The 12,273-nt window shown below is 72.0% G+C and carries 12 protein-coding genes and 1 pseudogene; 6 read left to right on the top strand and 7 right to left on the bottom strand.

Annotated features, from left to right (window positions below; all coding sequences use genetic code 11):
* Window positions 1-40 precede the first annotated feature (40 nt).
* From FXF68_RS18875 to FXF68_RS18865, 3 genes and pseudogenes are all read right to left on the bottom strand, one after another.
* Window positions 41-865 (bottom strand): annotated as a pseudogene (locus tag FXF68_RS18875) (inositol monophosphatase family protein); the annotation flags it as partial.
* A 73-nt stretch (window positions 866-938) separates the two neighbouring features.
* A complete protein-coding gene (locus tag FXF68_RS18870) occupies window positions 939-1,640 on the bottom strand; it encodes a hypothetical protein (RefSeq protein WP_148761043.1) in 702 nt (233 codons plus the stop codon).
* A 64-nt stretch (window positions 1,641-1,704) separates the two neighbouring features.
* Window positions 1,705-2,718, bottom strand: a complete 1,014-nt coding sequence (locus FXF68_RS18865; protein WP_148761041.1) for a hypothetical protein — start codon at window positions 2,716-2,718, stop codon at window positions 1,705-1,707.
* Window positions 2,719-2,970: 252 nt separating this feature from the next.
* Here FXF68_RS18865 and FXF68_RS18860 point away from each other — a divergent pair, with 252 nt between their 5' ends.
* On the top strand, window positions 2,971-4,122 hold the full coding sequence (locus FXF68_RS18860; RefSeq protein WP_148761040.1) for a sensor histidine kinase: 1,152 nt from the start codon (window positions 2,971-2,973) through the stop codon (window positions 4,120-4,122).
* 105 nt (window positions 4,123-4,227) lie between these two features.
* The gene (gene uvrB / locus FXF68_RS18855) at window positions 4,228-6,345 is read left to right on the top strand and encodes an excinuclease ABC subunit UvrB (RefSeq protein WP_148761038.1); all 2,118 of its coding nucleotides are present in this window, start codon (window positions 4,228-4,230) and stop codon (window positions 6,343-6,345) included.
* Here the strand turns inward: uvrB and FXF68_RS43940 are convergent.
* Entirely contained in the window at window positions 6,338-7,195 is an 858-nt protein-coding gene (locus FXF68_RS43940) for a GNAT family N-acetyltransferase (RefSeq protein ID WP_148761036.1), read from the bottom strand. The two genes, uvrB and FXF68_RS43940, sit on opposite strands and share 8 nt — an antisense overlap.
* 115 nt (window positions 7,196-7,310) lie before the next feature.
* On the bottom strand, window positions 7,311-8,138 hold the full coding sequence (locus FXF68_RS43935; protein WP_148761034.1) for a GNAT family N-acetyltransferase: 828 nt from the start codon (window positions 8,136-8,138) through the stop codon (window positions 7,311-7,313).
* A gap of 98 nt (window positions 8,139-8,236) precedes the next feature.
* On the opposite strand from FXF68_RS43935, the gene FXF68_RS18840 reads away from it, so the two are divergent.
* On the top strand, window positions 8,237-8,743 hold the full coding sequence (locus tag FXF68_RS18840) for a GNAT family N-acetyltransferase (RefSeq protein WP_246178798.1): 507 nt from the start codon (window positions 8,237-8,239) through the stop codon (window positions 8,741-8,743).
* A 49-nt stretch (window positions 8,744-8,792) separates the two neighbouring features.
* Complete coding sequence (locus tag FXF68_RS18835) at window positions 8,793-9,848, top strand: SGNH/GDSL hydrolase family protein (protein ID WP_246178797.1); 1,056 nt, start codon at window positions 8,793-8,795, stop codon at window positions 9,846-9,848.
* Here FXF68_RS18835 and FXF68_RS18830 read toward each other — a convergent pair.
* Window positions 9,817-10,518 carry a TetR/AcrR family transcriptional regulator gene (locus FXF68_RS18830; protein WP_148761030.1) on the bottom strand — a complete coding sequence of 234 codons (702 nt, stop codon included), beginning with the start codon at window positions 10,516-10,518 and terminating at the stop codon, window positions 9,817-9,819. The genes FXF68_RS18835 and FXF68_RS18830 overlap by 32 nt on opposite strands.
* 23 nt (window positions 10,519-10,541) lie before the next feature.
* Here FXF68_RS18830 and FXF68_RS18825 point away from each other — a divergent pair, with 23 nt between their 5' ends.
* On the top strand, window positions 10,542-11,009 hold the full coding sequence (locus FXF68_RS18825; protein WP_148761028.1) for a cupin domain-containing protein: 468 nt from the start codon (window positions 10,542-10,544) through the stop codon (window positions 11,007-11,009).
* A 15-nt stretch (window positions 11,010-11,024) separates the two neighbouring features.
* Here the strand turns inward: FXF68_RS18825 and FXF68_RS18820 are convergent, their stop codons facing one another.
* On the bottom strand, window positions 11,025-11,597 hold the full coding sequence (locus tag FXF68_RS18820) for a TetR/AcrR family transcriptional regulator (protein ID WP_148761026.1): 573 nt from the start codon (window positions 11,595-11,597) through the stop codon (window positions 11,025-11,027).
* Window positions 11,598-11,670: 73 nt separating this feature from the next.
* Here FXF68_RS18820 and FXF68_RS18815 point away from each other — a divergent pair, with 73 nt between their 5' ends.
* Entirely contained in the window at window positions 11,671-12,246 is a 576-nt protein-coding gene (locus tag FXF68_RS18815) for a dihydrofolate reductase family protein (protein ID WP_148761024.1), read from the top strand.
* The last annotated feature ends 27 nt before the right edge of the window (window positions 12,247-12,273 follow it).

The following is a 12,273-nucleotide window of genomic DNA, read 5'->3' as shown; positions in this document are numbered from 1 at the left end:
GCGGGTCGGCGGCCGCGAACTCCGCCGTGGTCTCCAGCAGGCGGTCGAGCAGTTCCGGGCGCGCGGCCACGAAGCCCAGCTCGGACGGCGTCCGGTCGATGCCGAGCTCGTAGGGGCGCCCGTCCAGGCGGCGCAGCTCCGCGCCCGCCTCGGCGGCCAGCAGCGCGCCCGCGGGCAGGTCGACGATCTCGGGCAGGTAGCCGACGATCCCGTCGATGTCGCCTCGGGCCAGCATCGTCCACGCCACGAGCGGCGCCCAGAGCTGGAGCATCCGCGCGGAGCGGCTTTCCAGCGCGGTGCGCAGGCCGCATGCCACCTGGTCGGTCGCGGAGACCTGGTGCCCTTGGGTCCACGCCAGGACCGGGTTGTTCTCGCGCCCTGGTCGTGGACGTTCGGCCAGGGTCACCGGGTTTCCCTCCGGCCCCAGGGCGCCCTCGCCGCGAACGGCGGACCACGTCCGTCCTGACACGGGGTCGTGGACGACGCCCAAGACGGGCTCTGCGCGCGCGCAAAGCGCCAGGCCCACCGCGTAGACGGGCATGCCGATCGCCACGTTGTTCGTGCCGTCCAGCGGGTCGACGAGCCAGACCATCTCCTCGCCGGGCGCGCCGTCCAGGATCCCCGACTCCTCCGCGATGATGCGGTGACCCGGATACGCCGCGCGGATGCGCCCCAGGATCAGCTCCTCCGCGGCGGTGTCCAGCTCTGTCACGACGTCGCCGCCGGTGCCTTTGGGACGTATTTCCAGGGGCCCGCCCATACCGGCGCTGAGCAGCGCGCCCGCCGCCTCAGCGGCGTCCACCGCGACCCTGCGGGCGGCGGCGAGATCGACCGTGGGAGCCGGTGACGGGGGTATGGGTCTCATCACGCTCTGCCTCTCCGGGGGGCGACCCCCAGACCCCCGAGGGGGAGGCCCGAAGATCCTCGCTTCGCTGCGGTCATCGGGCCTCTCCGGTCGTCGCGACCCGCGCGTGGGCGGGAGCCGCGTCGGCGATGCGGCGGGCGGAGCGCCGCAGCGCCGCCACCATGGCGGCGTCGTCGGAACGTGAACGTCGCACGTGGTGCGTGGGTATGTCCAGGGGACCGAGGGAGAGGTCGCCGCCGCCGGGGGTCTGCCGTCCCAGTGCGACGGTCGCCGCGTCCGGGCCGTCCTCGATGAGCGTGGTGTGGAAGACGCCCGCGGGGAGCGTGTAGGAGTCGCCGGTCCGGTGCGTGCTGGATGGGCCGGGAGAGTACTGGACGGCGCGTCCGGTGGCCCTTAACTCGTCCACTTCGCCTTGGCTGACCACCTCGAAGACCTGCTGTACGTCCTCGCCCGCTGGGTCGGAGCCCTCCTGGACGTCCATCCGCACGTTCCGGACCGTCCCGTACAGGACGAAGCTGAGCAGATCCCAGCTATGGCAGTGCACGGCGGACGTGGTGAACGGGGCGGGGCCGACCTCGGGCGTCCAGATGTGCAGGCACACCCCGAAATCACCGCTTCGCTCCACGGGAAGGCACACGAAACCCAGCGGATGATGCATGACCGGGACGGGGGAGCGCCCCGCGGCGACGTCGTCCAGGACGCCTCCTGCCCAGGCGGGCAGCGTCCGCGCCGCCGTTCCGGCTGTGATCTCCTGGCGGATCTCCTCGTACCTCACTCGGTCACCAGTTCGCGGGAGCGGTTTCGTGAATGGTCTCGGTAGCGGGTCTCGGCCTGGTCGCTCACTCGTAGGGGTCTTTGGGGCGCAGCGCCTTGCGGATGATCTCGATGACGTCGCGGTCGGTGTAGCCGTGCGCGAGGTCGATCCCGATCACCTCGAACAGCTTGCGGACCTCCTCGACCGTGGGCTCGTCGTCCAGCGGGGCAAGGCGCGCCTGCTCCATGGGGACGCGGCGGGCCTGGTCGAGGCTGGTCTGCAGTTCCGCGCTGACCCAGCTGTAGTAGAACTTGTTGTTGTCGATGACCAGCGCCTCACCGCGCGGGTCGTCCCGGGTGACCACGACCCGCGACGACGCCAGGTCGTACCGCAGCGTCGTCATCGTGCGGGACAGGCCGATGTCGATGTCGAGCATGGCGAACCGCTGCTTGTGCCAGCACGCCGCGAGGATCGTGGCGTACGCCTCCTTGCGGGTGCGCTCCAGCGTCCAGGGCTCGCCGGTGGCGTCCGGGCCGTCCGCCACGGAGCGGCGGTGACGCGCGTACGCCTCGCAGACCTCCACGTTGGTGGGGTCGAGGATCTCCAGGCGGAACAGCAGCGTGCGCCGCTCCCTGCGCGCCGTCCCGACGCACTCGGGCAGCGTGCGCGCGCGGATGTAGGTCCCGGTGCCGCCCTTGAAGAACCACCGGTCGGTGTCGCGGCGGGCCTCTTCGAGCACGTGCGCCACCTGCGCGCCGCCGATGACCCGGACCACCGTGGTCTCGTCCAGCGCGCGCTTGGTCTCGGCCAGCACGCTCTCGAAGGTCTCGATGTGGGTGAGCTTGCCGCTCAGGTCGTCCAGCGTGGACGAGGACGCGCGGAGCGTGTCGCGCACCTCGGCCTCGACGGGGATGCGGCGCCCCCGGTCGCGCAGTACGGCCGTCGCGAGCAGGCCGATCACCGTGAGGATCGCGCTGTTGGTGATCTCGGTCTCGTTCGGCAGTTTCACCCCGAGGCCGATCACCGCCACGGTGACGGCCAGCACCAACGCGATCACGGCGTCGGCGTTCTTCCCGAGCCAGTTGGCGAAACGGGTCATGGTCGGCGGCTACCCCGTCCTGTGTCGGCGTCGCCGAGGGCGTTCCAGGGGCGCGCGGGGTGTCGTCCCCCTTGGAGCACACGATCGGCGCCGTCATCGTAACCACAGTGCCTGGATAGCGGGGAAGCCCCATGGGCAGGGCGATTCGGGTGCCCCCGGAGGGGGCGGCCCATGACCTTCCCGGACCGGGCCCCGCGGTCTTCCCGAATCGGACGACCATGGGTGTCGGCGGCCCGCTATAGGCTCGTCCGCATGCGCGTGCGGGGCTGGTGGGCGACGGCATGGCCGACGCGCCGTTCGCGTGCGCTCGACGTGGTCATCGCCGTGTCGCTGGCCGCGGGCGACGGCACGTTCATGTGGTTCACCGAGCAGAAGTTCTGGCTTCCGCCGCCCGTCGTGGCGGCGTGCAGCGCCTTCCTCGGGCTCGCCGTGGTGGTGCGGCGCGTCCACCCGGTCGCCCTCGCCTTGTTCATGCTCGTCTTCGGGACGGTCACCGGCGCGGGCGTCTTCGCCGTGCTGGTCATCATGTACTCGCTCGCCGCCTACACCGCGTCCCGCCCGACGGTGGTGACCATCGCGGTGGCCGGTTACGTCGCCTCGCTCGCGTTCCCCGGGCCCACGGCCGAGAACGGCTCGTTCCTCGCGCAGGCCATGTTCGGCATCGTGTTCGTGACCGTGCCCGTCCTGCTCGGCCTCTACATGAGGGCGCGCAAGCAGCTGGTGATCTCGCTCCAAGAGCGCGCCGCGCGTTTGGAACGTGAACAGCACCTCCTCGCAGAGCGCGCGCGGGGAGAGGAACGCACCCGCATCGCGCGGGAGATGCACGACGTGGTCGCCAACAGGATCAGCGTCATGGTCGTGCACGCGGGGGCGCTCAAGGCCATCGCCGTCCGCGACCCGGTCAGGGCGGCGGAGACCGCCACCGTCATAGGCGACATGGGTCGGCAGGCGCTGGAGGAGCTGCGCCACGTCATCGGGGTCCTGCGCCAGGGCGAGGAGGCACTGCCGCAGGAGGCGGTGACGCTCGCGCACGTCCGCGAGCTGGTCGGGCAGTCCGGCGCGGCCGGGCTGAAGGTCGAGCTGGCGATCCGCGGCGAGGAGCAGCCCATGCCCGCCGCCGTCGGACGGACGGTCTACCGCCTCGTCCAGGAGGCGCTCACCAACGTGCACAAGCACGCCGGGGCCGCCGACACCCGCGTCGGCCTGGCCCTGCTGCCCGAGGCCGTCGAGGTGGAGGTGGCGAACGAGCCGCCGACCGCCCCGCCCGAGCACCGGCTGCCGAGCGGCGGGAACGGCCTGGTCGGGCTGCGCGAGCGGGTCACGGCCCTCGGCGGCAGCTTCGAGGCGGGCCCCCGGGCGGGCGGCTACGCCGTGCGGGCCCGGATCCCGCTGCCCGCGTCCTGACGGCGGGCCGGAAACCGGGTTCCGACCTGCGGGGACGCGGAATGTCGGTGGCCTTGCGTACTGTTGTGACGTCAGGGGAGAGAGCCGTACCCAGGGGAGGCGACGATGCGGCCGGTCACTGATCTTCGGCGCCGCGTGGCGCCGTTCGAGGTCGTCACCGAGATGACGCCGTCGGGCGACCAGCCGCAGGCGATCGCCGAGCTCGCCGCCCGCGTCGGCGGCGGCGAGAAGGACTCGGTGCTCCTCGGCGCCACCGGCACCGGCAAGACCGCCACGATCGCGTGGCTGGTCGAGAAGGTGCAGCGGCCCCTGCTGGTCATGCAGCCGAACAAGACCCTCGCCGCGCAGTTCGCCAACGAGCTGCGCGAGATGCTGCCGAACAACGCCGTCGAGTACTTCGTCTCGTACTACGACTACTACCAGCCCGAGGCGTACATCCCGCAGACCGACACCTACATCGAGAAGGACTCCTCGATCAACGACGAGGTCGACCGGCTGCGGCACTCGGCGACCAACTCGCTGCTCACCCGCCGCGACACCGTGGTCGTCGCGTCGGTGTCGTGCATCTACGGCCTCGGCACCCCGCAGGAGTACGTCGACCGCATGGTCCGGCTCAACGTCGGCCAGGAGATCGAGCGCGACGCCCTGCTCCGCCAGCTCGTCGGCATGCAGTACACGCGGAACGACCTCGCCTTCACCCGCGGCACGTTCCGCGTCCGCGGCGACACGATCGAGATCATCCCGCAGTACGAGGAGCTCGCCGTCCGCATCGAGATGTTCGGCGACGAGATCGAGAAGCTCGCCACCCTGCACCCGCTCACCGGCGAGCTCATCACCGAGGACGAGGAGCTCTACGTCTTCCCCGCGTCCCACTACGTCGCCGGGCCGGAGCGCATGGAGCGGGCCATCCGCGACATCGAGGCCGAGCTGGAGGACGTCCTCGCCGTGATGGAGCGGCAGGGCAAGATGCTGGAGGCGCAGCGGCTGCGGATGCGCACCAGCTACGACATCGAGATGATGCGGCAGGTCGGCACCTGCTCCGGCATCGAGAACTACTCCCGCCACATCGACGGCCGCGGCCCCGGCACCGCCCCGAACACCCTCCTCGACTACTTCCCGGAGGACTTCCTCCTCGTTATCGACGAGTCGCACCAGACCGTCCCGCAGATCGGCGCGATGTACGAGGGAGACGCGTCCCGCAAGCGGATGCTGGTCGAGCACGGCTTCCGGCTGCCCTCCGCGATGGACAACCGCCCCCTCAAGTGGGAGGAGTTCCTCGACCGCATCGGCCAGACCGTGTACCTGTCGGCGACGCCCGGCACGTACGAGATGAACCGCGTCAAGGGCGACGTCGTCGAGCAGGTCATCCGGCCCACCGGCCTGGTCGACCCGGAGGTCGTCGTCAAGCCGACCAAGGGCCAGATCGACGACCTCATCCACGAGATCCGCGAGCGCACCGAGCGGGACGAGCGCGTCCTCGTCACCACCCTCACCAAGAAGATGGCCGAGGACCTCACCGACTACCTCCTCGAACTCGGCATCCAGGTCCGCTACCTTCACAGCGAGGTCGACACGCTGCGCCGCGTCGAGCTGCTGCGCGAGCTGCGGGCCGGCGAGTACGACGTGCTGGTCGGCATCAACCTGCTCCGCGAGGGCCTCGACCTGCCCGAGGTGTCGCTCGTCGCGATCCTGGACGCCGACAAGGAGGGCTTCCTGCGCTCCGAGACGTCCCTCATCCAGACGATCGGCCGCGCGGCGCGCAACGTGTCCGGCCAGGTGCACATGTACGCCGACACGGTCACCCCGTCGATGGAGCGCGCGATCGACGAGACGAACCGGCGCCGCGCCAAGCAGGTCGCCTACAACGAGGAGCACGGCATCAAGCCGACGGCCCTGCGCAAGCGCATCGCCGACATCCTCGACTCGCTCGCCCGCGAGGACGCCGACACCGAGACGCTGATCGGCGGCGCGGGCCGCCAACAGAGCCGCGGCAAGGCGCCCGTCCCGGGGCTCGCTTCCCGCACCAGGGAGGTCGGACGGCACGCCGCCGACCTGGTCGGGGAGCGCCCGCGCGAGGAACTGGAGGCCCTCATCGAGGAGATGACCGCGCAGATGCACCAGGCCGCCGCCGACCTCCAGTTCGAGCTGGCCGCCCGCCTCCGCGACGAGACGAAGGAACTGAAACGCGAACTCAGAGAAATGAAGGAGGCAGGCGTCAAGTAGCCGCGTCTGCGCGGGGCCAGGTGAAGGTCAGGACGACCCTATCCTCCACCGGGCGGAAGCCGAGGCGTTGGTAGATGGCGTTGCTGGTCGGGTTCGCGAGGTCGGTGAACAGCACGACGTGCACGGCGCCCGCGTCCCGGGCCGAGCGCGTGACGGCCGCGGTGACGGCGGCGCCGTAGCCGCGGCGGCGGTGCTCGGACGGCGTGTACACGTGCGCGACCCGCGTCATCCCCGCGACGGTCGGCGAGCGCCCGGCCATCGCGACGGGACGTCCGTCCTCCTCCCACAGGGTGACGCAGCCCTTGGCGACGCGTCCCTCGACCACGGCCGGGTCGATCGTGGCGTGGCCGCCGTCCCAGCTGAACGCGCCGAACCACGCCAGCACCAGGTCCCGGTCGCCCATGCCCGCGACGCGCGGGGCTCCCGAGGGCGCCGGGTCCGGGGCGTTCAACTCGTCCAGCCGGTAGAGCCGTTGCCGCATCGCCACCTCGCTCGCGGCTCCGGACCTGCTCGTCCACGCCTCGGCGAACCGCCCCGCGACGGCTTGCGGGCAGTTGATCTCGGAGACGGCGGCCGCGTGTCCGGCGAGGGCGTCGGCCAGCTCCCATGCCGCCTGTTCCGGCATCGCGCTCAGCATGGCCGGGTACGAGCCGGTGCGCAGGAACGTGGCGGCGACCGTCCCGGCGTGGGTCCACCAGCCGAACAGCACGTCACCCCGGAGGTCGGGCCCCTTCCCGAGCAGGGTGTCGATCACGGTGAGCGGCACGGTGTGCGCCACGGGATCGCTTCGGAGGAATTCGTCGGTGCGGGTGAGGAACGCGTCCAGGTCGTCAGTCAGCGTCCAAGCCATGCCCCAGCATGACCCGGCCCGCGCCCCACGCACTCCGATTTCCGACCGCGAAACACTGCGCCGATAGCCGCCGGGCTCCCCGGCCGTCAGGTAGGCATCGGGAAAGGCGGGGGCCTCAGGTGAAGGTCAGGACGATGCGGTCTTCGACCTGGCGGTAGCCGAGGCGGTGGTAGACGCCGTTGCTGGTGGGGTTGGCCAGATCGGTGAACAATACTACGTGCGCGGCGCCCGCGTCCTGTGCCGATCGGGTGACGGCGGCGGTGACGGCGGCGGCGTAGCCGCGGCGGCGGTTCTCGGGCGGGGTGTAGACCGGGGCGATCCGCGCCATTCCCGCGATGATCGGCGTCCGGCCCGCCATCGCCACCGGCCGCCCGCCGACCTCCCAGAGGATGAGCCGTCCCTCGGCGATCCGCCGGTCCAGGGCCGCCGCGTCGACCGGTCCGTGGCCGGGGCCGGAGCGGGCGAACGCCTCGTACCAGTCCAGGGCCACCTCGCGGTCGGCCGCGACGGCGACGCGCGGCGCGCCGTCGGGCGGCGGGTCGGGGACGATCAGCCGGTCCAGCCGGTAGAGCCGCTGCTCCATCGAGGCGTTGCTCGCGGCTCCCGTCGCGTCCGTCCACGCCTTCGCGAACGCCTCCGCGGTGGCCGGTGATCCGTTGATGCCGGGAAGCTCCATGTCGCGTCCGGCCAGGGCGTCCGCGAGGTCGCGGGCCGCCCGCTCCGGCATGGGGCTCAGCATCGGCGGGAACCCGGCGGTCCCGAGGACGGTGCCCGCGGGCCGGCCGCCGTCCGTCCACCAGCCGAAGAGCACGTCGCCGGGTCCCTGCACGCGCAGTGCCTCGACCACGGTGAGCGTCACGGTGTTGCGGACCGGGTCGCCGCGCAGGAACCCGTCCACCGCCGCGTGGAAGATGTCCACATCGTGGGTGATCGTCCAAGCCATGCCCCAGCATGACCCCGCCCCACCCGCGCCCGCACCCGGATTTCCAGCCGCGGCTTTATCGGGAGGACGCCTTCCGGGACGCGGCCTACGATCATGGGGTGGACGATGAGGTGCGGGACGCCCGGTCGGGCGAACTGCCGCTCCTGGCGGCGATCGAGAACTCCGGGGACGCGATGTTCGCCGAGATCGGCATCGTGTTCCCGCCCGGTCCGACCGTGGCCGAGCTGGTGATCGACAAGGGCGGGGAGATCCTGGTGACGGGCGACCCGCCGGTCGGGTTCGCGGCGCTCGGCGAGGTGGACGGCGCCGTCCACCTGGAGCAGATCTCGGTGCGCGGCGACCTGACCGGGCGCGGCATCGGCGTCCGGCTGCTGGACGCGGTCAAGGCCCGCGCCGCCGGACGCGGATCACCGGGCGTGAGCCTCCTGACGTTCCGGGACGTCCCGTGGAACGCCCCCTGGTACGCCGCGCACGGGTTCGAGGAACTGCCCGAGGAGCGCTGGGGCCCGGGCATCCGCGCGTACTGGGAGGCGGAGATCGAAGAGGGCCTCCACGCGCTCGGACCCAGGCTCGTCATGTGGGCGCCGACCCCCGCCCGCTCGTGATCTACAATGTAAAGGCGGGAACCCGGACGCCGCCCGGAACGTCTCGCCCATGGACACCACGAGGAGGATGATGATCAACCCGGGGGCATGGGCGCGGGACCGCCTCGGCGAGCGGGGGCTCGCGCTCCTCCTGCTGGTCGGCCTGCTCGCGCTGGCGGTCGTGCCGCTGGTCGCGCTGCCCGCGACGCGGTGCAAGGTCTTCGGCGCGGGCTGTCCCCGTCCGGAGCCCGAGGTGATCGCCGACCCGGTCGCCGCGAAGCAGGCGCCGACGCCGCTGGAGGCGGCCACGAGCGGCGCGTACGCGGCCCTCGGCGACTCGTACTCGGCGGGCATCGGCGCGGAGGCGACCCTGTCCGACCGCAACCCGCTCAACCGGTGCCACCGGACGTCCAAGGCGTACTACCACGAGGTCTCCCAGGCGTTCCGGTTCGCGCGGGGCAGCGGGTTCTGGGCCTGCTCCGGCGCGACGATCCAGGACCTCCGCGACGGGCGGGGAGGCGAGCCGTCCCAGCTCGGCCGCCTCAGCGCCGACACGAGCCTGGTCACGCTGAGCATCGGCGGCAACGACGTCGGGTTCGCCAAGGTCCTCGCCGGGTGCGTGATCAAGCTGCCGTGGAGCGAGAGCTGCACCGGGCAGGGCGAGGACGTCGCCGGCCGCCTGGCCGCGCTCCGCCAGTCCCTGCCCGGCCTGCTGGACGACATCCGTGCCAGGGCGCCCCGCGCGCGGGTGATCGTGATGGGCTACCCGAAGGCGTTCTCCGAGGTCGACGGGGTGGGCGGGGACAACATCAGCGTGTCCGACCAGCGCTGGCTGAACGCGCGGGCCTACGACCTCGGACGGCTCGTCCAGCAGTCGGCGGCGGAGGCGGACGCGCGGATCGCCGCCCGCCACGGCCAGGGCAGCGTCGAGTACGTCGACGCCTACAGCGCGTTCGCCGGGCACGAGGTGGGCAGCGGCGCCCCGTACATGAACGGCCTGCTGCTGAACCTGTCGGCCCTCGAAGCGGAGCCGCGCAGCTACCACCCGACCGCCGCCGGGCAGCACGCGCTCGCCGGACTGTTCATCGAGCAGATCAAGAAGGGCCCCGGCCGTCCCCTGAACTAGGGGCCGCGTGCGCGGCGAAGGCCGCCTCGACGTCGTCCAGCGTGATCTCGGGGCGCGGGACGCCGGGCGGGCCGCCCGCGGCGAGCGCCGTCACGAAGATCGCGATCTGCCGCTCGGCCGTCCACGGCCAGTTCGGGCCGTGCGCCAGGGCCTGGGTGACGAGGGCGGAGAACACGATGACGTCGGTGGCGTTGACGTCCGCGCGGACGGTTCCGTCCGCCCGGCCGCGCGCGAGGAAGGCGTCCAGGAACCGGTAGATCGTCCGGCGGGCGCGGACGGCCTCGGCGCTCGTCAGCGGCGGCGCCCCGCGCAGCGGCAGGACGAGCTGGTCGGCGACGGCGAGGCAGCGCGCGAGGTAGTCGGCGACGGCGTCGCGTCCCGTCCGGTCCTCGGCGTCGATCTCCTCCAGGATGCCGACGAGCAGGTCGTAGGCGCGGTGTTCGAGGTCGTGCAGGAGGGCCTGGCGGTCCGGGTACCTGCGGTAGAGGGTGCCGACGCCGACGCCCGCCTCGGCGGCGATGGCGGCGAGCGGGACGTTGCGGCCGTCCCGGAGCATCGCGGTGACGGCGGCGGCGAGGAGCCGTTCGCGATTGGCCTCGGCGTCCCGCCGGGGGCGGCGCGTCCGGATAAACGGCAGGTGCCCGCGGCGCTCGGATGCCCCGAAGAGCATCGCCTGAACGAAGGGAAGTCGTCATGAGCATTCCGTACCTGGCCCAGGCCGATGAGCAGCAGAGGCTCGAATGGCTGGACGGCGGCACGTTCGCGGTCCTGCTGGACGCGGCGGCGACCGACGGCCAGGTGACCGTCGGCCGGTTCGACGTCTCCAAGGGTGAGGCCCCGCCGTTCCACATGCACACCCGGGAGGACGAGATCTTCCTCTTGATCGAGGGGAGCGCCCTGCTGTGGGTGGGGGACGAGGAAAGGGAGCTGTCCGAGGGCGGCATCGTGTACCTGCCCCGGAACATCCCGCACGGCTACCGGATCACGTCCGACCGCGCCGACCTGCTCATGATCGCCACGCCGGGCGGGATCGAGGGCATGTTCCGGCAGGCCGGGCGCGACCGGTCGGCGCCGCGTCCGGACGACTTCGAGATCGCGCCGGAGGCGGTCGCCGCCGCGGCCGACGCCTACGGGCAGGTCGTCGTCGGCCCGCCGCGCTGATCGGGGCGGCGCGGGTCAGCGGGGGAGGGCGCGTTCCACGGCGAGCGCCACCAGGTCGTGGACGTCCTCGTCGGAGAACACGCCCGGCAGGGTGAGGTGTTCGACGATGAGCCAGTTCAGCGCCAGGTAGAGCAGGCGCACCGTGGTGGCGTCGCCGGGGAGGCCGGAGGCGAGGTGCTGGGCGATGTTCGTCTCGACGTCCGCGCGGACGCGTTCGGTCAGGACGGCGCGCAGGCCGGGGCGCCGGGTCGCCTCCAGGCGCAGTTCGAGCAGCGCGAGGTAGCCGGTGCGGAACTCGGAGATCCGGCCGACCGTCTCGCGCAGCACCTCGATGACCTTGGCGAGGTCGCGGGGCCCGGCGGACATCCCGGCGAGGGTGCCGGCGTCCGGCTGGAGGCGCTCGTAGATCCGGCCGCCCGCCTGGGTGAGCAGGTCGTCCCGGTTGGCGAAGTAGTTGGACGCGGTGCCGACCGGGACACCCGCCTCGGCGTCGACCGCGCGGAACGTCAGCCCGCGCGCGCCCTCCCGGGCGAGGACCTCGATCGCGGCGTCGACGAGGGCGGTCCGCCGCTCGGTGTTACGGCGCATGTTGACACCACTCCATCCGTAGTACTAAGTTCAAACCACTTCAGGCAGAGTACTATGAACGGAGTATCCATAGATGCGAAAGCTCGTCTACTACGTCGGCGTCAGCATCGACGGCTACATCGCCGGTCCCGGCGGGGAGATCGACTTCTATCCGCTCGGGGAGGACATGGCCACCTGGATCAACGAGCGGTACCCGGAGACCCTCCCCACGCACATCCGCGCGCAGGTCGGCCTGGAGGACGCCCCGAACAAGCGGTTCGACACCCTGGTGATGGGGCTCGGCACCTACCGGCCCGCGCTCGACATCGGCGTGAACAGCCCTTACGCGCACGTCCGGCAGTACGTCGTGTCCACGTCCCTGGACGAGATCGCCGACCCGTCCGTGGAGCTGGTCAGGGACGGGCTCGCCGCCGTCCGGCAGTTGAAGGCCGAGGAGGGCGGCAAGGACGTCTGGCTCTGCGGCGGCGGCAGGCTCGCGGGGGCCGTCCTCCCCGAGATCGACGAGCTGATCGTCAAGAGCTATCCGGTGGTGGCCGGGGACGGGATCCCCGCGTTCGCGGGCGGGTTCGACCCGACGCCGTTCACGCCGACCGCGCGCGAATCGTTCGGGAACGGCGCCCAGGTGACCTGGTTCACGCGCGCTTCGTAGGCTGGAGGACGTACACCCGCCGATGGG

Source organism: Actinomadura decatromicini (assembly GCF_008121305.1).
Taxonomy (GTDB): Bacteria; Actinomycetota; Actinomycetes; order Streptosporangiales; family Streptosporangiaceae; genus Spirillospora; species Spirillospora syzygii.
Note: the sequence above shows the minus strand (reverse complement) of the source record. Positions and strands in the feature narration are given on the sequence as shown.

Bases quoted from the DNA above. Each gene is read 5' to 3' on its own strand.
- FXF68_RS18865 (WP_148761041.1), bottom strand. From the start codon at position 2,718: ATGACCCGTTTCGCCAACTGGCTCGGGAAGAACGCCGACGCCGTGATC.
- FXF68_RS18860 (WP_148761040.1), top strand. From the start codon at position 2,971: ATGCGCGTGCGGGGCTGGTGGGCGACGGCATGGCCGACGCGCCGTTCG.
- uvrB (WP_148761038.1), top strand. From the start codon at position 4,228: ATGCGGCCGGTCACTGATCTTCGGCGCCGCGTGGCGCCGTTCGAGGTC.
- FXF68_RS43940 (WP_148761036.1), bottom strand. From the start codon at position 7,195: ATGGCTTGGACGCTGACTGACGACCTGGACGCGTTCCTCACCCGCACC.
- FXF68_RS43935 (WP_148761034.1), bottom strand. From the start codon at position 8,138: ATGGCTTGGACGATCACCCACGATGTGGACATCTTCCACGCGGCGGTG.
- FXF68_RS18835 (WP_246178797.1), top strand. From the start codon at position 8,793: ATGGACACCACGAGGAGGATGATGATCAACCCGGGGGCATGGGCGCGG.
- FXF68_RS18830 (WP_148761030.1), bottom strand. From the start codon at position 10,518: ATGCTCTTCGGGGCATCCGAGCGCCGCGGGCACCTGCCGTTTATCCGG.
- FXF68_RS18825 (WP_148761028.1), top strand. From the start codon at position 10,542: ATGAGCATTCCGTACCTGGCCCAGGCCGATGAGCAGCAGAGGCTCGAA.
- FXF68_RS18820 (WP_148761026.1), bottom strand. From the start codon at position 11,597: ATGCGCCGTAACACCGAGCGGCGGACCGCCCTCGTCGACGCCGCGATC.
- FXF68_RS18815 (WP_148761024.1), top strand. From the start codon at position 11,671: ATGCGAAAGCTCGTCTACTACGTCGGCGTCAGCATCGACGGCTACATC.